Raw genomic sequence first — 20,955 nt, forward strand, 5'->3', positions numbered from 1 at the left:
TGCGAATGTATGAAGTTGATTTTTACAACTTGTTTATTTCGGTATTGTTCTGCTTTATATAAATAAAATCATTTCCTGCATACAAATACTTAGATTCCAATATTCTCAAGCTTTTTTCATGCCACAACATACCACTTGATAACATACCTATATTAACTTCTATGAAAATATTCGTTGCAGCCTTAATTCTTATGGATTTATGCTTATCTTGCATAAAACTTTGGAATCCTACACAACACAACTAACCAATCGCTCGTAAAAACTCAACACAAGATCGCACACCAATGCCACTTGCACCATAAGGATTTACACCCCATTCTTTCTCTACATACGCAGGACCTGCGATATCGATATGTAGCCATTTATCCTTATATTCTTCTCTAATAAATTCAGCTAAGAATAATCCCGCAGTAATAGCCCCACCATAGCGAGAGCTTGAAGTATTGCTTACATCAGCTATTTTAGATTCTATAAGCTTTTTTAAATGCGCGTTAAAGGGCAATGTATGAGCTAATTCGCCAGATTTCAAGGCAGATTCCACAAATTGCTGTTTTAACTTCTCATTAAAGCCCATAACGCCACTTGTATATTCCCCAAGTGCCACCACACACGCACCTGTAAGTGTCGCAAAGTCAATGATAATATCCGCATCTAAATCTTGTGCATAGCTCAAACAATCAGCCAATACTAATCTGCCTTCCGCATCAGTGTTTTTCACCTCAATGCTTTTTTTCTCTCTTGAGATTAGCACATCATCGGGTCGATAGGCATTTTTACCGATAGCATTATCTGTTATCCCCATAATTGCGTGTAATTCGACATCAAGTCCTAGCTGCACCGCCGCTAAAAACGCACCAAGCACCGCACATGCACCACCTTTATCAGCTTTCATTGTCGTCATATAATCAGCAGGTTTTAGGCTTAATCCACCTGTATCATACACTAGCCCTTTACCTACGATAACCACCTTTTTCTTTGGCTTTTTAGGCTTGTAGCTTAGGTGAGCTAGATATGCAGGATAGTTTGAGGCTTGATTTACCGCTAGAAATGCCCCCATTTTTTGTTCTTCCATGTATGAATTACTACGCAAAGTTGCATTTATTTCGGCATTTTTATATTTTTTTGCTAGTTTTATAGTCTCATTTTGAGCGAGTTCAGATAGAAATATTGAGTTTGCGATATTTGGTGGCGTATTTACCACATTACGCACAAAATTCACATTAGCACATATAATACTTACTTGCTCTAAAAGACTCTCTTTTAAGCCGATACAATGGATTGTAATCTTAGAATCCGCTTCATCATCTTTTTTATGCTTATAGCCACTGAATTCATAACTACCAAGTAAAAAGCCTTGCAAAATGGCAATTTGCACACTCTCATCTAAGCCCTTAAAAGACAAACTCACTTCATCTAACTTAAGATTTTTCATAGATTTATATGCTGTGCTTATCGCATTTGCATAGCTTTCTGTCTCTTTATTTTCTAAACCTATATATAGAATCTTGCTGCTTTGAGCAAAAAATACACCGCTGCCCTTATAACCACGCTCTTTTAATAGCGTGAAATCAGGGATTTTTTTGCTATTTTTAGAATCTTCTAACATTGTCTTATCAACAAATAGAATCTTAGCACCTTTTTCCTCTTTGCTTATGACTAGATTGACTTTAGAATTGTATTGCATTAGCGTTTTTCCTTAGTGTGTTTTTTTCTCCACCATATAAATGTGGCAATAAAGCCTACAATTATAGCTAATAAAATAGCAAATAATAATAGATTCTCTTTGATTTTTGCAAAAACGCTTGTGATAATATCAAGTATTTCCGCACCAAAATACCACGCTGGAACGATTGTGATAGCTGCCCAAGCCCACGCTGATATAAGATTTATTAAAGCAAACTTTAGGGCAGAATATCGTGTCAAACCAATGCTTATAGGAATGATTGTCCTTAAACCATACATGTATCTTTGCACGAAAATAATGGGCCAGCCATATTTTTGCATAAGCCTACTTGCAAGGGCAAATTTACGCCTTTGACTGCGAAATTTCTTATGCACATACTCTTTTCTTAGCCTACCTATGTAAAAATAGATTTGATCCCCAGTAAAGCCCCCAAGCCCCGCGATAAAGATACACCAATACACATCTAAATGCCCTTGATGAGCTGCAATCCCTGCGAGTAAAAGCCCCCATTCTCCCTCCAAAATACTCCAACAAAATAAAATCACATAGCCCCAATCTTGCACATGATTTTCCCACAAAGATTTAATGCTTTCTTCAAATGAAAAATTTGAATTCTTCACATACAAAAAAAGCGAAATTGCTATGATGATAACAATGCTACCTACAATAATGCTTTTTAGATTCTGTTTTATTTTCTCCATATAAACCTGCCTTTTTTTAGATATGTGATTCTATAAAAAGATTTTAAACTCCGATTCAATTTAACAATCCCCCTCTGTTACCCCTATGCTTCCATTTTAACATGTCGTATATATTCATTGCTAATTAAACTATATTTCAATAAAATGTTAAAGCTCATGGCTATTCCATATAAAGTTACCACATACTTGCCCATTTCCCAATATATTATCCTTTATTTAGAATCTAGTATTTGTGTTCCAAATCCTCTTTGCACTCAACACTCACTCAAACTTAAACCAGCTTCCAAACATTACTTCTCCTGCTCTTGCATTTTAAGAAAAAGTTCCCACTTGTATGCACTCTCAACAATCTTTGCGAGATTGTTATATTGTGGATTCCATTCTGTATTTTTTAGAATCTTTGCATTATCTGCGATAAGTATCGCTGGATCGCCTGCGCGTCTGCCTGTGGTATAGACTTTAAAATTATTTTTACTGACTTCTTTTACACACTCAATCACTTCTTTGACACTAAAGCCCATTCCATACCCTACATTAAATATCTCTCCAAGCGGTCCAACCGCATTTTGTAACAATTTATAAGCTTCAATGTGTGCCATAGACAAATCATCAACATGGATATAATCCCTTATGCAAGTGCCATCTTGCGTATGATAGTTTGTCCCATAAATACTCATACCCTCTCTCTTGCCTACCGCACATTCACATGCCACCTTGATAAGATGAGTAGCATTCTTAACACGCTGTCCTAATGCCCTATCTGCTGTATAGTCATTTAGCATATTTGCCCCTGCTACATTAAAATATCGCAAAATCACATAATTAATCTTTGCAGATTCTGCTATATCTTGCAACATAGTCTCTACCATAAGCTTACTCCAACCATAAGGGTTAATGGGCTTTAAGGGGCAAGATTCTGTAACGGGGATATGCTCTTCATTTGGCTCACCATACACGGCTGCTGTGCTTGAAAAGATAAAGTTTTTCACCTTATATTTCGCACAATATGAGAGTAATTGCAGTGTTTTAGAAGTATTATTTGTGTAGTAAAGAATAGGATCTTCCACAGATTGTGCTACGCTGATAAATGCACCAAAATGCAGCACTGTATCGATTTTATATTGTTTAAAAACCTCTTCACAATTTGCCAAATCTTCACGCACAAGCCGCACTCTATCACCAAATTGGTGTTTTAAATATTCATAGTTTTTCAAAAAACCTGTTGAGAGATTATCTACAATAATGATTTCAGCTTCTGTATGTTGTAAAAAATGAAGCGCACAATGTGAGCCGATGTAGCCACAACCACCTGTAAAAAGTATCTTCATAATTTTCCTTCATATTTCAAATTAAAAACCTACATTATAACATTATAATGCTACTTTCAGTTTAACTCAATGGAGAGAAATATGGAATCTGTTTTTGATAATAAAACTTTAAGAATGTCGATTTTGGCGACACCTGAACATGTGAATTTTAATGGTGTAATGCATGGGGGCGATTTATTAAAAATGCTAGATGGCGTGGCGTATGCGTGTGCGACACGATATTGTGGTATCGGTGTAGTAACGCTTAGTGTCGATAGAGTGCTGTTTAAAAGCCCGATAAAAATTGGGAATCTTATCCATTTTCTTGCATCGATCAATTACACTGGCACAACAAGTGTGGAAGTTGGAATCCGCGTAGTAGCAGAGGATATTGCGAAGCGAACACTAACTCACTGCAATAGCTCTTACTTTACAATGGTAGCCCTAGATTCTAATGGCAAACCAACAAAGGTCCCACCACTCACACCAGAAACTGAAGAAGAAAAAAGACGATTTGAGGCGGGGAGACTAAGGCGAGAAGCAAGCAAGGCAAAGCTAAAAAGTAAGAAGTAGGTTGAAAATATTATCTTTTTTTGTGAAATTCATTTTTATTCAAGCATGAAAGATCACTATAATGAGATCCCTTATCTAGCTTTTATTCAGCTGATTAATGCAAGTAAGTCAATAAGACTGATTTACCATGCTATTCCTTAAAAGCAAGGGGTTATTTTATGAATAAATCATTGCTAGGAAATATCTTAGATAGTGTTTGATTGCCAAGTCCCTATGTTTTTTAGTGAGTTTTGTTGTTTGATAGTTTTTTAGCACATTAAACAAATAAAAGAGTATCTCTATACTTCTTTGGACTGATTTCAGCCTTAACTATGGTAATACCAAATATATAACCATCATTTTAACCAAAATGCTATCGCTTCCTATACCTAAAATCTGTTTGCGTAAAGTTAGGACATTTTTTAAGTTTGCCTTTGTAGCGTGTGCTGTGGTATTTCTAATGGGCTGCAAGATTCTAATAAATTGTTGCAACTCAGCTATAAAATACATCAAGCCAATATTTTTAGAATCTTTTATACCATGCTTTGCAAAGTTATAGATATTTTGCCTAAAGGTATTTAAAAGGTGATTTAATGTGCCTAAATTTGGCATTATTAAAGCTTTAGAATCTAGCCATTCTTTTATACTAGATTCTATCCCTTGCACTTTGTATGTGTAATCGCCTATGCTATTTTGATTTTGACTTGTTTCAAATACATCTAGGTTTTTAAATAATCTCTTGCAAAATCGCCCTATCTCTTGCTCCATAGTTTTACTATATAGCATCACAATGCCAGTGCAGTCATAGAGTGGATTGCCTTTATTTGCATGGTATTCTAGCTCAGCGTTAATAAGATTTTCAGCAGAATCTGTTAGTAAATCATAAATCAAATTTTCACCAAAGATGAAGTCAATCAAATTGTTACGCATTTGAATTTGTTCTTCTGTTTTAAACATATTGTGATAATGTAGAATAGGCTGTTTATTTGCATGAAATGTAGCAAAATAATCCCTATGCTTTTTCATCGTGATTGCAAGTGGATAAGTATAGTTGTTGCCATAGAGTGCAAAAGTGCGATTGTTATGCAATGTTTTAAAATTTGCCAAAAACATATCTCTCACATTTGCAAAATTATTTCTTACAAGTTCTTGCATATCACTTATTTCAAACCAAAACTCTACACAAAGCCCCTTTTCATCATAATATGCAGGAGCAGGGACATTTTTATCCTTAGATATAGAGACAACCTTGCAAACATAAAGGTTTGCATAATCAGTAAGAAAAAGTTGCAGTGGATTCTGTGTGCTTGTTTGATTTATCAGTGTTTGCATGGAATCTGTTTGTGTAGATTCTATTGTGTTTATTGCCGTATGTTGCGTGTGTTTTATGGAATCTTTGCTGTGGGTTGTAGTATCGTTGTGGCTAGATTCTGTGTTTTTTTATTATTTAATACCGCTCCTACTCTTAATTTATTATTTCCTTTCCACTCACTAAACACATTGCCAAATGTTCTGTTTGCATTATTAGCCTTACCTCATGTTGTTTATAGATCCAACCTATCCTTGCCCCCCCCCTTACTTTATATTTTTATTTTCAGTTTATATACTATCTTTTGTTTTCTATCTCGGTCTTATCTTGATTTTGTAAGGGTTGCACGCAATCTTTTAATATGCAGAGCAATATTGTTTTACAAATGTATGAATGCTTTGCATGATGGATATATGCATTTGCATTTTGAAATTTTTCTCTAGCATTATCAACTTACATGTGAATACTTATCTATTACAGTGCATAAACCTTGTTGTTTACTTATGTCTAAAAAAGCTTTGGATATGCCTTGTTTGCAAGTATAGACTCTTGCATAAACTATCATTAGCAAATGTAGTGGCCGTTAATGCGTATTATCTGTCTCGTTGACTCTACAACTTTTTATTTCCCATGCATTGCTTACATTAGCATTAATATTATTATTTACATGCATAAACCTATCAAATAAGCCAGTATTATTTCTACATTGTTAAGTTACTTTTTACTCTACTTACTATTGGGCTGATTACTCTCGCTTTATACTAGTTTCAAAGGCCTATTATCATTCTTCTTAATTATGTAATATTGCATATTGCTTATCAATCATTCTCTATGAGATATCTTTTGTTATTTACCTCATAAGACATGTTTATCAGTATTTTGCATGTAGGGATATTAAGCTTTACTTAGCAATTAATGTAGTCTTTGTAAATATTGTATTTGTTTGGTTGCTTTAGTCTTTTATTTTGTTTAAACCTTAAGCTTTAGAGCATTTTATTATTCAAGCAACAGGCACTAGTCATATGTCAATTAAGAGTTAATCACGAAAAACAATATGCTCTTAACCAAGACTTTGCAAGTGTTACCTTATTTTATTTGGTTTTGTAATGAGTTTATTTAGTCTTGGTTATGGCTTGTATGCTATTATTGGTGCTTTGTGTTTTGGGAATGTTGTGCGTGGTTGGACTTCGCTTGTTGCTTTAATCGTATTTATTGGTGGTATGCAGCTTATCATTCTTGGAATCATTGGTGAATATATCGCTAGGATTTATGAGCAAGTAAAAAGGCGTCCAATATACATCAAACGACATGGCAGGAAAGACTCATAGTCAAAAGATTCTCAATTGAGATATAAAAAGATTTGAAATTAATGGAGACAATTCAATGCAAAAATCAGTCGTGAATAAGTCATGGTTACTCATGGGGGGGGGGGGGTTACTTATCCTTCTTCTTTCACTTGGTATTAGAATCTACTTTTTGGAACAGAAAAAAGATGCACATGTTGATGAGATTCTATCAATCATATTGACTGAATATAATCAATATGGTTGGGGTAAGCGTTTTGAAGAAGAGAAGGTATTTAGTAGCGATTCTGCAAAGCAGGGGTTGTTATGGAATGACCCTAGCATAAAAGGTGCGTTTCAAGATGTATATAAATTATGGAAAAACAATAGAGATGATCCACATACAAGTCTCTACTACATTATATTGCGTTTATGGCATATAGGCTACACAGATACAAATTTACAACATATATTTTATCGTGGCATAAGTTTAAATCTCGTATTTTTTCTTGTTGGATTTTATTGTGCTTATCGCATTGCTACGAAATTATTACAAAATGAGTGGCTTGTTTTACTCTTTTTATCACTTGCATTTCTAAATCCTGCAAGCATAGGCAACACCTTGTTTATGCGACCTTATGCTTTGCAGGAAATGCTATTTCTAGCATTTTGTTTGGGCTTTGTTTGCATAGTTGAGAGATTAAAACTAGATTATCGCAAGTATAATTCATGGCGTTATTATGTTATATTTGGATTTTTGAGTGCATTGCTGTTATCAAGTGGATATTTTGCTGTGCCGTTTGTATTATTGGTGTTTTTATGTGCTAGTTTATGGGAGCTAAAGTATTTTACAAGGGAGAAAAAATGGCAAATATTTTTTCCACTATCTCTTATTACTGCTGTTATATTTTGTTTTCTTTTATATACAAAATATTCTCGTGGATTCCGTGGTTCTCGCGGAGTGGAGGCAGGTGAAAAGCTAAACTTTACATATTTAAAAGAGAATCTGCTAAACAATACTGAAAATTTTTTCAATATCTTAAGCTTCAATCTTTCGTGGATTATTTTAGGGATAATGCTGCTTGGATTATGTTTGGCACTCTTGTATCGCAAAAGATTGTGCTATAAGAAGGATTTATTTGTTATTTTCTTTGGAGTTTGTGCGTTTATTTGGTCGTATGCTGTTATTTATGTTGCCCCTTATAAAACCTTGCGTTATATTATGTCAATCTTTCCTATATTTTTATTATTAGTGCCATTTGGGCTTTATATGATTGATACAAGTTTAAAATCATATAGCGTGAATAAATATTTGCGTAACACTCTTATTGGCATACTTGGTATGTATTGTGTGTATGCAATAGTACCAAAAGATAGCAGTAAAATTGAATTTATAAATTACCATATCGCAGAATCCCAACCGCCAAGAGATGATAAGCAAATGATAGTCGTTGTATTGCAAGCCATGTATATGTATGCTAATATCCTGCCCTATTTGGATAAAGACATGATATTTTTAGATGACTGCACGAAACTATCTAGCATAATAGAAAAATATGGACACATTGAGCTTATAACAGATGAAGGTCAATGCAAACTGGATCATTATGATTCCAAAGCATATTGGAAGGCAGGAGGGTTGCAAAGCGTGATAGTGAATCAAAAAAGTTCCAACTAGCCCCATTAAAACTTAGCTAAAATCAAGCTTATAGCTTTTTATAAAAGCATTTTATAGAATCTTTTTATGCAATTAATATACTAAATTAATCTTAGATTCTAAAATAAACCATCAAGGACTAACGCACATGCGTTTGCAAAAGTATATTTGGCTCTATTTGTATGTATTGTGTGGCAAGGTAGCGTTCAAGCTCTAAGTGGCGATTGAGTATGGGGAGTGAGTATTCGGCAATGATTCCTTTCTTGCTTAGATAGGCATAAGTCTCTGTTGTGGCAAACTCGCTCTCATCTTGCAAAATTCTCACTAAAGTATCAGTGTTAATAGAATCTCGAAAGTCTTTTTCATCTTCAAATATAAGTGTAAAATAATCAATATATTTTTCTTTCAATGTTTTTTGAAGTTTCTTGGGCGTGTCTTTAGTGATATTGGTATTTGAATCTTGTGTAAAATACTCTTTTGTAAAACTAAGTCGCGTTTGTATTTGGAGTAAAAAGCTAATAAGCATAATCACGCACACATGGAAAAAATCATCTTTTTCATACACACGCACACACATGCTATATGGCTTTTTTGTTTCATAGATATTATCAAGACTTGCTGTGCGTGCTATATTTTTTAAAAATTGGCTGTAATTGTGATTAAGATTATAGAGAAACTCAATCTCATCAGCACTCAAAATCCCACTAAAGCAACCAATAATATCCGAATACAAGCTATTATGCAAAATCACACTATTAGGGCTTGTCTGCACGAGTTTGCCAAGCAAGAGTTTGCTACCAAAGGGCTGCAAATAGCCCGGTGAAAATGTGCGTGGTGTGCCTGATACAAGCTTTGATTTATACGCACCATTAATACAGATAGATACCTTTAGCTTATTTATCGCATAATTCATTTCAGCTTTATTGTAAGTAAAAAGGCTAAAGTTTGAAGTGTCTTCTGGCAGGTTTGCAATTAAGTCAGCAAGGCTTGTTTGTGTAACTTGTGAGGGGATAAAAATCTGCTTTGCTACCTCATAGATATAAGAATCTGTATAGATTAAAATTTGTGCGTGCAGGCTAAATCGCATATACTGCACTTCTTTTGCTGCTTCATGTATGTCATAAAATGAGCTGATAAATATAACACTAACGCCTTTATCCCATACTAAAAAGTTGCTTGTTTTCTCACTTGCCTGTAATTTCATAAAATCTTGTTTTGTAATGATTTCATAATCTATAAATTCTTTCTCTCTTGCCCTTTTACTCTCCATTACACATAAAAACGGGCAGAAATCAAATATAGGCGTGAAAAGATAATAAAAGATTCTAGCGATTATAGAATCTTCTAAGAATGAGACATTGCCTATCATAATATTACTTGCTATTACTGCGCCAATCTCGTGTATAGCTAACTTTTTTGTATGGATAAAGATATTTCCAAGTGGCATGAGTAAGACAGATTCTGTCTCTTGCAAGAGTTGCTTATAAGCGTAAGCATAGTATTTAAAGCTATCAAGTAGCATATAGACTTGCTCTTCATAAATGCTTTGTGGTGTGTTTGGATATAGCTCACAAAGTGTCGCAAAAAGGGCTGGTATGCACTCTTTTAATCGCCCGATGATAGAAGTTATGATATTGCTTCTATTTTGCAGAATCTCTTCTTGCATTTTTTGCGCTTTTGCTAATTCTTCTTTTTCTTTCTCTGCATAGAGTGAAAATGTAGCTGGGGCATTATTCATACTTTGCATATTTAGTCTGTGCATATCTTGTGCGTTTAGGTATAAAATATCTTCTAGCTTATTTGTATTTGGCATAGATATTTGCAGGTTTTCTAAGTCTTTTAGAAATGAAGTTTGCTTGTTTGTATCAATGGAATCTTTGCTAGATTCTGTATTAGAATCTTTATTAGATAAATTTGCTAAAAGCATCATTTGAGATAATACTAAAGGCTTTCTTAGCGTATAGTCAAAGGTTTCAAAGTTATATTGCTGTGTTCGAGTTAAAAGCGTAGAATCTTTTAGGGCATTAAGGCTATATTCTTTTTTAATCTCATCTTTTTTACTCTGGGCTAGACTTTGCAGGAAAGCTTTAGACTTTTTCTCCCATTCTTGTTTATTATAAAGCATTGAGATATAATCAAGTAAGCCATAGTTAAGACTTGTATGCACCCCCTTTAATCTCAAAGCAATCATATCGCTAAATTGCGTAGTAAAATAGCTTGTGCTAAAAAGCTGTGCTTCATGCTTAGCTAAGATTCTATACAATGGATAATGAAGATTTGCTTCTATCTCAAAGCGTATTTGCATATCAAGGCTTTTTGCAAGGGCGATAATAAACATATTTGTGCTTGTTATATGACAGGTTAGAATCTCTTTATATTGAAAGCATTTTGTAATCAAAGCGATTAAATTACTTCTAGCATTTGCCTTATTTGTAAAATGTGTATTAATAGAGCGGGTATGTGCGGCTTTAAACTCCATAATATCATAGGTATAGTCTAAGTCTTTTAGCCTTACACATAGCTTTGCCTTATTTTGAGCACATAGCTTTTTGCTTAAATCAGCGATATAATCTAGGGCTTCCAATGACATAAAATGATAGCTAGGCAAACTTAGCGTAATATCAACAGGATAGCTAATATTTTTCACCGCATTTTCTATACTCGCTAAAAGCACAAAAAGATTCTCGCAGTCATTATCAAGGATAAGCATTTTTGCATTTGAGTTGTTTAGTAGTGTTTGGAGATTAGAGCTAAGTTCTGTAATGCGTTGTGTTTGATCTTTAAAATCTATATTTAAGATAAGATTCAAAGGATTTATAATAAGCCCATTTACTTTATCTTGTGTGAAAAGGTCTAAACAAGTGTTTATAAAAGATTCTATATCGCTTTGTAGGTTTGGAAGTGGTGTAAAAACATAGAGTAAATTCTTTGCTTTTTTATATGGCTTATATTTTTTTATATTGCTTGTTAGAATCTTATCACAGCCCTTTTTTGTATCCTTTAATAGTGCATGACTTGGCAATATTGAAAAACGATAGCAAATAAGTCTAAGCATCTCAAAACTTGAAAAAAAGTGTTTAACAAATAGATTGTCAAGTATGAAATTATCTAAAAAAGCATAGAAATTTTGTGGAATCTCTGAGCCTTTTTCTATGTTTTTAATATGTATCAGCATAAATTGCTCTAAAAAATCCATATCGCTTTTACTTAAGGCTTTAGTGCGATGATAGATTTGCATATCTTTCTTTCTAATGTATCTTTTTGCGTTATTGAAATATGTTGTTGCGGTTGTGATTATCGCATTTTCATCGTATATAGCCATTAGTTTTTACTCCATGCCTTATGTCTTAAACTCATAATGAATTATAGCAAATTAGATTTTATATTTGTAATCAAAGCATAGAGCTAATAAAAGGCAATGTTTTAGATTCTATTTTCTTTAAAAACGACAATAACTAAAACTCATCTATATCACTTAAATCTATACCTAACACAAGATGCACATAGTCATTAAACTGCCTCTCCGCTTCCTTACCATTACCATTACCACTAAATTCCTCTATACCATCATCTCTAAAGATATAGCCTCCATAGAAGATATGTCGATCATACTTTTTCATTACTCGTGGCTTACCATCATAAAAATAAACCTCTTTTTGCATACCCCAAAAAGATTCTTTAACAAGGTTTATATTCCCAGACTTATCATAATAAATTTTAATAGGATCTCGTGAGTCTTCGTACAAACTTGTTGTCTTTTTATTATTTCTATTATAGAATGTTTCCTTATTGCCCCTGATTTCTAGTCTATTTACGCAATATCCATTAAACATAAAGCAGTTCTTTCCCAAAATCCCAAAACTTAACCCATGCAAATAAACATTTCTAGCACCGCTTATAACGGTTACAATCCCATGTGGCTTACCATCAATGAAGTTTATTTCATAGCTGTCTTCTTTTGGCGCATGATGGTACATATCCGTAAAAAAGTTTATTTTATCAAGTTTGCCATCTTTATAGTGTCGTATCTCTTTTTGTTCGCCTGATATATCAAAAATAGTTATACTCCCATCACTAATCCTACCTTCTGTAAATGGCACAATAAGTGGCTCTTTATATTGACTTATCCAAACATCACCATGAATCTTATAGTCTTTGAGTGGTATTTCTATATATTTTTCATTGTCCGTATTATTGTTGTAACAACGCAAGATTCCATTGGAAAAATCCTTAGGCACTAATCGTTCAAATGGCGGTATCATAATCCTTGTGGTAAAGTCATATTTAAGTCCTTCTCTATTTGTCATCATTATAAAATGAGTCCGAAAATCCCAAATTATATCTTCACCTTCTGCCAACTCACCAAAATATTTATAATCATATCTTAGCACCCCAAGATTTTTTGTCCTGCCATTTTCCTCGATTTGACAGCCAGTAATATGTGTCATTTTTGCATACATGGGCTTTGCAATTATCACACAAAAGATAAGACATAATGCAATGCCTGTTGTTATTGCCCCTTTAGTAAAGCCACCCTCAAAGGTAGGTAATGTGCCAAATCGCTCTGCATCTTTATCTGTAGGCATGAGTGTAAATATAAAAACCACAATATTAAAGCCTAAAATAATAAGTTTTAATAATATTGCTACTTCTTGATTAAATTCAACTATCAAATCAATGAAAGCTAGACTTATAACAACCAAATAACCAATATAGTAGTATTTAGCGCTAAATCCCACATCGCGTATTCTCATAGCTCCTCTTACCATACTCATAAAAGCGTATAATAATCCCAACAACATAGCACAGAATTGTATGAATCCAGTATAGTTTTTTAACTTTGCTGCCAATGTATAAGTGCCAATGTAATTTGCCCATACTAAAAATGACACTATTATCATAATATATATAGCCAACTCAACTAAAACCATAAACCAATATGCCTTTCTGGATATTCTAAACACATTGGAATCAGATATGCTGCTAAGGATTTTAAAATATAACACAAAACACCTTTTATAAACTTATATTGAAAGAGTGAAGTATATCGCATATATGATTATAGGAAGCTTAGATGGGTGTTGTTGATGGTTTAAATCTGTATTGATGTCTTTGTTAAAGAGTCTTTTTGTGTTTGTTATTCTTCTACTTGTTTATTGCTATTGGGAATAGAATCTTGAATTTATATATTGTTATACTTAGTCTTTTAAAAAGGCGAAATATTCTTTTTTAGAATCTTTTGTAGATTCTAGATTTTTAGATATTTGCCTAAAGGATTAGTATGACAAGCGGGAGAGTGAGTATGATAAAATACATTGTTGTTTTGAGACTCTTTTTTGTCATTTTGAGCGTTAGTGAAAAATCTCTATATCTGTCATTTTGAACCTTTGAAAAAAGGCGAAAAATCTCGTTTAGAATCTTTTGAGATTCCATATTGATAGATACTTCACCCAAAGGCTTAGTTATGACAATTACTAGGTTTTAGTTTCTAATTCCATTTGGTGCATTTTGACAAAACTTTAGAATCTGTTTTTATATATTCACACTTTTTTTGTATAATAAAAGATTTATCACAGCGTTTTAAATCTTAAATTTCACAAAAGCAGGAAATCTCATGGTAAAGTTTCACTTAGGTTTTAACAATCTAGCTATAAATACAGATGAGTCTAAGAGTGAGAGAGATGAAATCTTTACAAAATTACTCAATGAAAAAAAGCAGCAAGAAAGCGGCTACTACAATCTCCCCTATGAGACAAAAGCCCTGCAAGATTCCCTTGCATATATGCAGCATAATAGTGCGGTGCTAAAGGATCTCACGCATATTGTAATCATTGGCATAGGTGGCAGCTCACTTGGCTTAAAAGCTATTGATACAATGTTGTATCACTTGCCACACAGAAATAATATCGCAGTGAAATTTTTAGAGCATACAGACCCACTAAAGATACAAAAATCACTGAAAAAAATTCGACTTCACACTACACTTTTTATTGTGATTTCAAAGTCTGGCATGACGATTGAGACTACTTCTTTGATGAAATATTGCATTTGGCGGTATAATCTTTTGGAATCTTGTGTGAAAAATCGCTTACTCATCATCACAGATACAAACTCGCCACTTGATACATGGGCAAAGCAAAATGGCGTATATAGTGTTGGGATTGAAAGCAATATTGGTGGGCGATTTAGTGTGCTTAGTGCGGTTGGAATCTTGCCTTTAATGCTGCTTGGCTATAAGGTAGATTCTATACTTAAAGGGGCAAGAGATTTGCAAGACTCTTTTCTTAAAAGAGAGGAAGAGCATATTTTAGAAAAAGCACAATTTATGGCAAAAAATCACGATACTTTACCGATGAATATTTTGTTTTCATATTCGAGTTCTTTTAGGGATTTTAATCTTTGGTATGTGCAGCTATGGGGGGAGAGCTTAGGCAAGATTGATGGGGATTCTAAAAAGATTGGCTTAACGCCTATTAGCCTTATAGGTAGCATTGATCAGCATTCATTTTTGCAGCTTATTTTAGAGGGTAAGCAGGATAAAACCATTACTTTTTTAGGTATTAAAGAAGAGGGGTATAATGAGCTTGTAATACCTGATATAAAATTGCAAGGATTAGAGCAGACTGATTTTGTAAATACAATTTCTTTTGCTAAACTGCTTGCGACACAAAAAAAGGCTACAATGCGTGTTTTGCAAGATGAAGGTTTGCCTATTGACTGCATTGAGATTGATTTATTAAATGAAGAAAATATCGGCTGTCTTATCATGTATTATGAGCTACTCACTTCTGCTGTTGGCTGCATTTTTGGCATACAGACTTATAATCAACCCGCAGTTGAAAGAGGTAAAAAGCTTTTGTGCGAAATGCTTAAATAGTTGGATAATCTTTACGATAGTGCAACAAATTTTATACACCTATGCATGAAGATTAATCTTTTCTTTTTTTGCTATGACTTGAACCAGCATTTGCAATGTTAGGTAAAGTGAAATAACTTGAATGTGTGCTAAAATAGGCATTTTATCTATGACCTTAATACGACAAGATTCTGCAAAAATAAAAGAGTAAGATAAAATATATTGGGGGTGTAGTAATATTTGCTTTTATAATTTAGGTTTTAATTAAGATTCAATCTGTCCCCAGCCGAGCTTTTCTCTTAATCGCATGAAATAGAAGTTTGGCGTGAGTTCTACAAGATGTGCGTTGTGTTCTGCAGTTTTAATACAAATGACACTATCTTTTGGCATAGAGATTCTTTGTTGCCCATCGCATATCAGTGTGCCAGCATTCTTAAATTTCAATTCAATAATAAAGGAATCATCAAGGATTAATGGTCTTTGTGTTAAAGAATGCGCACATATAGGCGTGAGCAATACATTACGACAATTTGGATACACAAGACTTCCACCAGCAGATACATTGTATGCACTAGAGCCAGTTGGTGTTGCTACAAGTAGCCCATCTAATCGGTAGTGATTAAACAATACACCCTCAATTGATGCTTCAATCTCCAACATACCGCTAACACCAGCCCTTGATAGCAAAAACTCATTTAGGGCGACAAATGGCTGTGGAATCTCTAGCCCCCCATTTTCCTGCATATCGCTTTTCTTTACATAGCCCTCTAGCATAAGATGCTTATTGATACCATATTCTCCATGCTTTATGCGAGGGATAAGGTTATCTATCTCATGTGGTAATGCAATGGTTAAGTATCCAAGCCTACCAGAATTTATACCAAGTATAGGCACATTGCTGCCATAGCTTTGATTTGCAACAGATAAAAGTGTGCCATCTCCACCGATACTAAATAGCATATCTACATGCTTACATAGATACTGCATATCATAGCTTTCAATGGATTCTAAATCTAGCATTTTCGCACTAGAAGATTCTAGCATAACTTGTATATTTGCCTTTTCTAACTTCTTTTGTATCTCTAAGAAAATAGGCTTTATATGAGTGCTTTGGGGACGCAAGATGATGCCTACTTTTTCTACATTGCGTTCTTTTTGCTCCATGTATTATCCTTGATTCTGGCTAGTTTGTATGCAAATGTTCTGTGCGTTTAATCGTCTTATATGCTTCTGTAATCTTATGGAATTTTGTCGTATAGTCTAGAATCTCTTTTTCATTTTCACCATAAAAATTATCGGGGTGATATTCTCTTGCTAGTTTGAGATAACGCTTTTTCACAAGCTCAAAATCATCGCCAAATTGAGAATCTAAAATCGCATAACACTGCCTAAGCTCTTTTTCTTGCGAGGTCAAAAATGTGATCTCATCAGCATTAAAATCGCTATATTCAAAGGATAGCACTATGTTATGTATAATGCGATTGCCAATAAATCTCATAACGCTTTCCCAAAAAAACTCATTGCCTGATTGTAAATAAATTTCATTTTGACTCATGCCTATGTAGTGAGAGCCAAACATTGCCTTTATATAGCGTTCTGCCACTCTGTTGCGTTTGCTTAGTGTGAGAATAATGCGAGAAGTGCCAATCATTTGAATTTTTACGCGAATTCTCTCTAATAGGTCAGTAGATTTTACCATCTTTATGCGTATGGGTAAATGGCTATTTGCTAGGGCAAATTCTAATTCAGTATTGTCGTTTGGGTCATAGTGATTTGCCGCATGATAGCACCAATTAATAAGATAGTTTTTCTTAACTATCTCACCATCATCGAGAATCAAAACAGAGCTTGATAATCTATAATTGCGACTAAAATGCTTTTTTGCATAAGAAAGCACTTTTGGTAGAATCTTGCTATCTTCAGCAAGCTTTATTTGCACATATTTGTCGCAACAAGAAATCATCACTTCACCCTAAAAACCCTAAAGCATATCTATCTATTGATAATAATATAATTATACAGATTCTAAAAGATTATAGCAAAATTATGCAAAGATAACCCCTACGCCTAATCTTATCAAACATAAATCATAGCCTTAGATTCTAATAAGGCTTCATGGTTATTTCTAAAAGTAGCATTTTTCATTCCAAATATCTTAAACTCACTAGTCTCTAGATTCTAGCAAAATGCAACTCCAAAGCCTTGCATCCACTCATAAAGATAGAGAATCTGAAATCTTGTCATATTGAGCGCGTAAGCACGAAATATCTTTTTTAGATTTCGTGCTAGATACTTCGCCTAAAGGCTTAGTATGACAAGCAGTTGTTTTAGAAACTAGAATCCAGCAACTTATATCCAAGGTCTAGCACCTCTTGCGGTGTGATTAATCTCATGCAATCATGGTGTTTTAGAGGGCAGGTCTTTTGTTTGCAAGGCACACATGAAAGATCTTTTTGTATAGAAATCGTATTTTCTGTAATGTAGTATTCTCCCCGTTTTTCAGTCTCTAAAACACTCCAAGGACTACACCAAGAAAAGGGCATAGGACCAAAGATAATAATGCTAGGTAAATTTAGCGCTCTAGCAATATGTGTTGTCCCGCTATCATTGCCGATATAAAGTCTGCATTCACTTAAAGATTGAATGAGTTCTTGTATGCTAGTTTTCCCGCTTAGATTCTCTAATCTTTCATAATCGCTTTCTTTCAAGGCTTCTTTCACACTTTTTTCTATCTGTGCGTTTCTCTCTATATCATCTTTAGCCCCATAGATTCTAACATTATAGCCTTTGTGTATGAAATCTACAATCACTTCTATGAAATGCGAAATAAGCCACATTTTAGAATCTCCATAACTCGCACTTGTGCTAATGGCAATAATCTTTTTTTTCGACTTTTTCTCTGTAAAAGGAAGGTAGAGTTGTAAATCTTTTGCTTCACTATAAAGCATATTTTGCACACGACTTGCAAGCGGATTGTAATGCACGCTTTTAGAATCTAGCTTGCAATCTTTAAAAAAACTATGCGGTAAAATCGGCAGCAATAAATGAATATAGCTTAACACCTGATGTGTGCAAAGTGGGGGACGACCGCTTGTATATTTGACTATATGAGTTAAGAGAAATTTACGCATACCAAAAGCATTTTTATCACCATAGCCAATGCGTTTTTTAACCGCTATTTTTGAGAGTAAAAAGGCTGAAAAAAAGTTATTTTGCGTAGTTATCGCACAATCAAGTGTTATGTTATGTTCCTCTAAATAGCTATTAATCTCTCCTGCAAGTCTAGTTGTCTCCTTAATGCGATTTATAATACCTTTTTTTTGCTTACTCTTATCAGTAAAGATTTTTATAAAAGTTTTATTCGTGTTAAATAGACTCACACTCAAAGCATTACCAACGAGAATGATTTTTGCTTGTGGGAAAAATCGCCTTATACAAGCAATGGTTGGTGTTAGCATCATTGTATCGCCAAGCCAATTTGGAAGTTTGATGAGTATATATCGCATTTGATACCTTTCTGTTTAGAATCTAGAATAAAAAGATGCTATGAAATAGATTGTTGGCAATAAATTATAAAAGCTTCTATCAGGCTTTATTTAGCTTTTTAGATTCTATAAATAACTTTTTAAAATTGTCTTAGAAACTCGTTCCATTAAAAACTTGCTCTAGGCAAAGTCGGTATTGTTATAGGTCGTATCTCGCCACTTAAAGATTCCAAAAACTCAATAATTTTTGCTATGTCTTTATTCGAGAGATTAATGCCTATTTGTATTCTCCCCATTTCTTTAATCGCATCATCAAGGTTACTAAATCCACCATTATGAAAATATGGTGCAGTTGCAGTGATATTACGCAGCGTTGGGACTTTCAGCATTTTATTAGAATCTGTGCCAAACTTCCCTAAATCACTGAATTTATATTTACCTATAACTTCAAAAGGCTGCATTGTCCCACCAAGATTTACGCCATTATGACATGTTACACAGCCCTTTTCAATAAACATATCAAGCCCTTCAGCTTCACTAATGCTAAGGGCTTTTAGATTCCCATTCAAAAAATCATCAAAGCGAGTAACTACATTTAAACTCATAATAAAACCAGCCAAAGTCTGTGCGATAAGATTCTCATCAACCTTTACTTTCGTGCCATACGCCCTTATGAAATATCGCATATACTCTTTTGAGTTGGTGATACCTTGAATGATTTTTTGCATATTGCCTTTCATTTCATTATCTGCCTTTAGTGCATGTAAAGTCGCCCTAGCGGTAATATTTTTTGATAAAAATTTGCTTGTATTTGTATCTAGTTTATCATGTCTTTTTATTTGCCCTTTGTAATAGGCAGCATCATTAAAAAGCATGTTATAAATTGTTGGGACATTGAGATGATAGGGATTTTTTTGACTTTTATCAAGTGTGCTTGTGCCTTGCATAGCGATATTATGGCAAGTGTTGCATGAACGCATACCATCATTGCTTAAACGCGGATCAAAGTAGAGAATCTTACCTAACTCAAGTTGTGCCTCTGAAAAGCTAAAATCTGACTTTTTATCAAACATACCTTTTTGCAATGTGGCTAATTCAGCACCTTCACTCACAGGCTTTAATCCCGCTGAATGTGCCTTTTTGGCGATGGCTTCTATCTTTGCCCCTATGTCTTCAAAGCCATAAACAAGCTGCGTAAATACAAAAAAGCTACTGCATATAATAATGCCAAAAAGCATAACTTTTGATCGCACTTGAGATATAAGACTACATAGATTCTGCTTGTTTTTTTTCATAACTGCCCTTTTTGTAATTTTTACATAGTCGTCTTTGCATGACACACTTTTTATCGCAATAAAACAAAAATTGTTATTATACATTAATGTTATGTAGAATCTTAAAGGCTTAAGCAATCATCGCATATACAATTCACACTCAATAATTCTATCCTTTTTAAGATTATGTTTAAACTTTAGATTCTAACACAGAGAAATTAAAAGGATGCACTATAACCAATTTGAGATATAAATCTATCAAGGCTTTGTCTTGCTGCTTCAATGATTGCATTTGATCTATTATTATAAGTGATTGTTGGGCTACCAAGTGAGGCAGCATAGTCATAATAACCTTGATTTGCAAAGTTAAAGGCTTTTCCATTGTGATTAAAGCTAAAAGAAATATTAAGAAAAACACGATAAAAGGTCGCAATGCCTTGTGTATTTGTGCCAATGATTGTATCTTGTATATTTTCCACATTAACCTTAAGGATAGAATCTGCCTCGCTCTTATTTGTTACCCTTGAGTGAAAACGCGAAACAATCGCCTCATTTACTAAGTCTTTAATCTTTACAGATTCTTCTGGATTCTCTAGATTGACAATGAGTTCTACATAGACTTTCTCACCTAAGGCTTTATTTGCATAATATGACATGGGTTTATAGCCGCAACCACTCACATATATGGCAAAAAATATAAAAAAGATTCTATAAAATAGCATGAATTTACCTAATTATGTATTCAAAAAATGAAGTTGTATTATAGCTAAAAATTATATGTAAAATTCTTTGCGATGGAATCTAAGATGACAAGATACATAAAAGACTTTTTATATCCACTTTTCAA

The 20,955-nt window shown here is 33.8% G+C and carries 17 protein-coding genes; 4 read left to right on the plus strand and 13 right to left on the minus strand.

Annotated features, from left to right (window positions below; all coding sequences use genetic code 11):
• Window positions 1-241 precede the first annotated feature (241 nt).
• The 3 genes from C6H17_RS09430 to galE form a co-directional block, all read right to left on the minus strand.
• Window positions 242-1,684 carry a leucyl aminopeptidase gene (locus C6H17_RS09430; protein WP_005218395.1) on the minus strand — a complete coding sequence of 481 codons (1,443 nt, stop codon included), beginning with the start codon at window positions 1,682-1,684 and terminating at the stop codon, window positions 242-244.
• Window positions 1,684-2,385 carry a DedA family protein gene (locus tag C6H17_RS09435; RefSeq protein WP_004088026.1) on the minus strand — a complete coding sequence of 234 codons (702 nt, stop codon included), beginning with the start codon at window positions 2,383-2,385 and terminating at the stop codon, window positions 1,684-1,686. Before C6H17_RS09435 ends, C6H17_RS09430 begins: the two co-directional genes overlap by 1 nt.
• Window positions 2,386-2,675: 290 nt before the next feature.
• On the minus strand, window positions 2,676-3,713 hold the full coding sequence (galE, locus tag C6H17_RS09440; RefSeq protein WP_004088025.1) for a UDP-glucose 4-epimerase GalE: 1,038 nt from the start codon (window positions 3,711-3,713) through the stop codon (window positions 2,676-2,678).
• An 81-nt stretch (window positions 3,714-3,794) separates the two neighbouring features.
• Here galE and C6H17_RS09445 point away from each other — a divergent pair, with 81 nt between their 5' ends.
• Window positions 3,795-4,265, plus strand: a complete 471-nt coding sequence (locus C6H17_RS09445) for an acyl-CoA thioesterase (RefSeq protein WP_020995870.1) — start codon at window positions 3,795-3,797, stop codon at window positions 4,263-4,265.
• Between the two features lie 309 nt (window positions 4,266-4,574).
• Here the strand turns inward: C6H17_RS09445 and C6H17_RS09450 are convergent, their stop codons facing one another.
• Window positions 4,575-5,633, minus strand: coding sequence for an HP0729 family protein (locus C6H17_RS09450; protein WP_324737748.1), 1,059 nt, complete (start codon window positions 5,631-5,633; stop codon window positions 4,575-4,577).
• A 1,026-nt stretch (window positions 5,634-6,659) separates the two neighbouring features.
• Between C6H17_RS09450 and C6H17_RS09455 the strand changes: the two genes are divergently transcribed.
• On the plus strand, window positions 6,660-6,881 hold the full coding sequence (locus C6H17_RS09455; protein ID WP_020995869.1) for a hypothetical protein: 222 nt from the start codon (window positions 6,660-6,662) through the stop codon (window positions 6,879-6,881).
• Window positions 6,882-6,936: 55 nt separating this feature from the next.
• On the plus strand, window positions 6,937-8,514 hold the full coding sequence (locus C6H17_RS09460) for a hypothetical protein (protein ID WP_104731415.1): 1,578 nt from the start codon (window positions 6,937-6,939) through the stop codon (window positions 8,512-8,514).
• 118 nt (window positions 8,515-8,632) lie between these two features.
• Here the strand turns inward: C6H17_RS09460 and C6H17_RS09465 are convergent, their stop codons facing one another.
• The 3 genes from C6H17_RS09465 to C6H17_RS12280 all read right to left on the minus strand — a co-directional run bounded on the left by C6H17_RS09465 (window position 8,633) and on the right by C6H17_RS12280 (window position 13,947).
• Window positions 8,633-11,815, minus strand: coding sequence for a hypothetical protein (locus C6H17_RS09465; RefSeq protein ID WP_005218399.1), 3,183 nt, complete (start codon window positions 11,813-11,815; stop codon window positions 8,633-8,635).
• A gap of 133 nt (window positions 11,816-11,948) precedes the next feature.
• On the minus strand, window positions 11,949-13,499 hold the full coding sequence (locus tag C6H17_RS09470) for a DUF805 domain-containing protein (RefSeq protein WP_020995868.1): 1,551 nt from the start codon (window positions 13,497-13,499) through the stop codon (window positions 11,949-11,951).
• A gap of 262 nt (window positions 13,500-13,761) precedes the next feature.
• Entirely contained in the window at window positions 13,762-13,947 is a 186-nt protein-coding gene (locus tag C6H17_RS12280) for a hypothetical protein (protein WP_148374305.1), read from the minus strand.
• 160 nt (window positions 13,948-14,107) lie between these two features.
• Here C6H17_RS12280 and C6H17_RS09475 point away from each other — a divergent pair, with 160 nt between their 5' ends.
• Entirely contained in the window at window positions 14,108-15,370 is a 1,263-nt protein-coding gene (locus C6H17_RS09475) for a glucose-6-phosphate isomerase (protein ID WP_005218402.1), read from the plus strand.
• A gap of 243 nt (window positions 15,371-15,613) precedes the next feature.
• Here the strand turns inward: C6H17_RS09475 and C6H17_RS09480 are convergent, their stop codons facing one another.
• The 6 genes from C6H17_RS09480 to lptE form a co-directional block, all read right to left on the minus strand.
• The gene (locus C6H17_RS09480; protein ID WP_005218404.1) at window positions 15,614-16,513 is read right to left on the minus strand and encodes an NAD(+)/NADH kinase; all 900 of its coding nucleotides are present in this window, start codon (window positions 16,511-16,513) and stop codon (window positions 15,614-15,616) included.
• 19 nt (window positions 16,514-16,532) lie between these two features.
• Entirely contained in the window at window positions 16,533-17,312 is a 780-nt protein-coding gene (locus C6H17_RS09485) for a J domain-containing protein (RefSeq protein WP_004088723.1), read from the minus strand.
• 249 nt (window positions 17,313-17,561) lie between these two features.
• Window positions 17,562-17,708 (minus strand): hypothetical protein, encoded by a 147-nt coding sequence (locus tag C6H17_RS12285; RefSeq protein ID WP_155116663.1) that lies wholly within the window; start codon window positions 17,706-17,708, stop codon window positions 17,562-17,564.
• Complete coding sequence (locus C6H17_RS09490; protein WP_104731416.1) at window positions 17,677-18,855, minus strand: glycosyltransferase family 9 protein; 1,179 nt, start codon at window positions 18,853-18,855, stop codon at window positions 17,677-17,679. Before C6H17_RS09490 ends, C6H17_RS12285 begins: the two co-directional genes overlap by 32 nt.
• A 146-nt stretch (window positions 18,856-19,001) precedes the next feature.
• The gene (locus C6H17_RS09495; RefSeq protein WP_020995867.1) at window positions 19,002-20,129 is read right to left on the minus strand and encodes a cytochrome-c peroxidase; all 1,128 of its coding nucleotides are present in this window, start codon (window positions 20,127-20,129) and stop codon (window positions 19,002-19,004) included.
• A 197-nt stretch (window positions 20,130-20,326) separates the two neighbouring features.
• Window positions 20,327-20,830 carry an LPS assembly lipoprotein LptE gene (gene lptE / locus C6H17_RS09500; RefSeq protein ID WP_005218410.1) on the minus strand — a complete coding sequence of 168 codons (504 nt, stop codon included), beginning with the start codon at window positions 20,828-20,830 and terminating at the stop codon, window positions 20,327-20,329.
• Between the last annotated feature and the right edge of the window lie 125 nt (window positions 20,831-20,955).

It is taken from the genome of Helicobacter rappini (genome assembly GCF_900198625.1).
In the GTDB taxonomy this organism is placed as follows: domain Bacteria; phylum Campylobacterota; class Campylobacteria; order Campylobacterales; family Helicobacteraceae; genus Helicobacter_A; species Helicobacter_A rappini.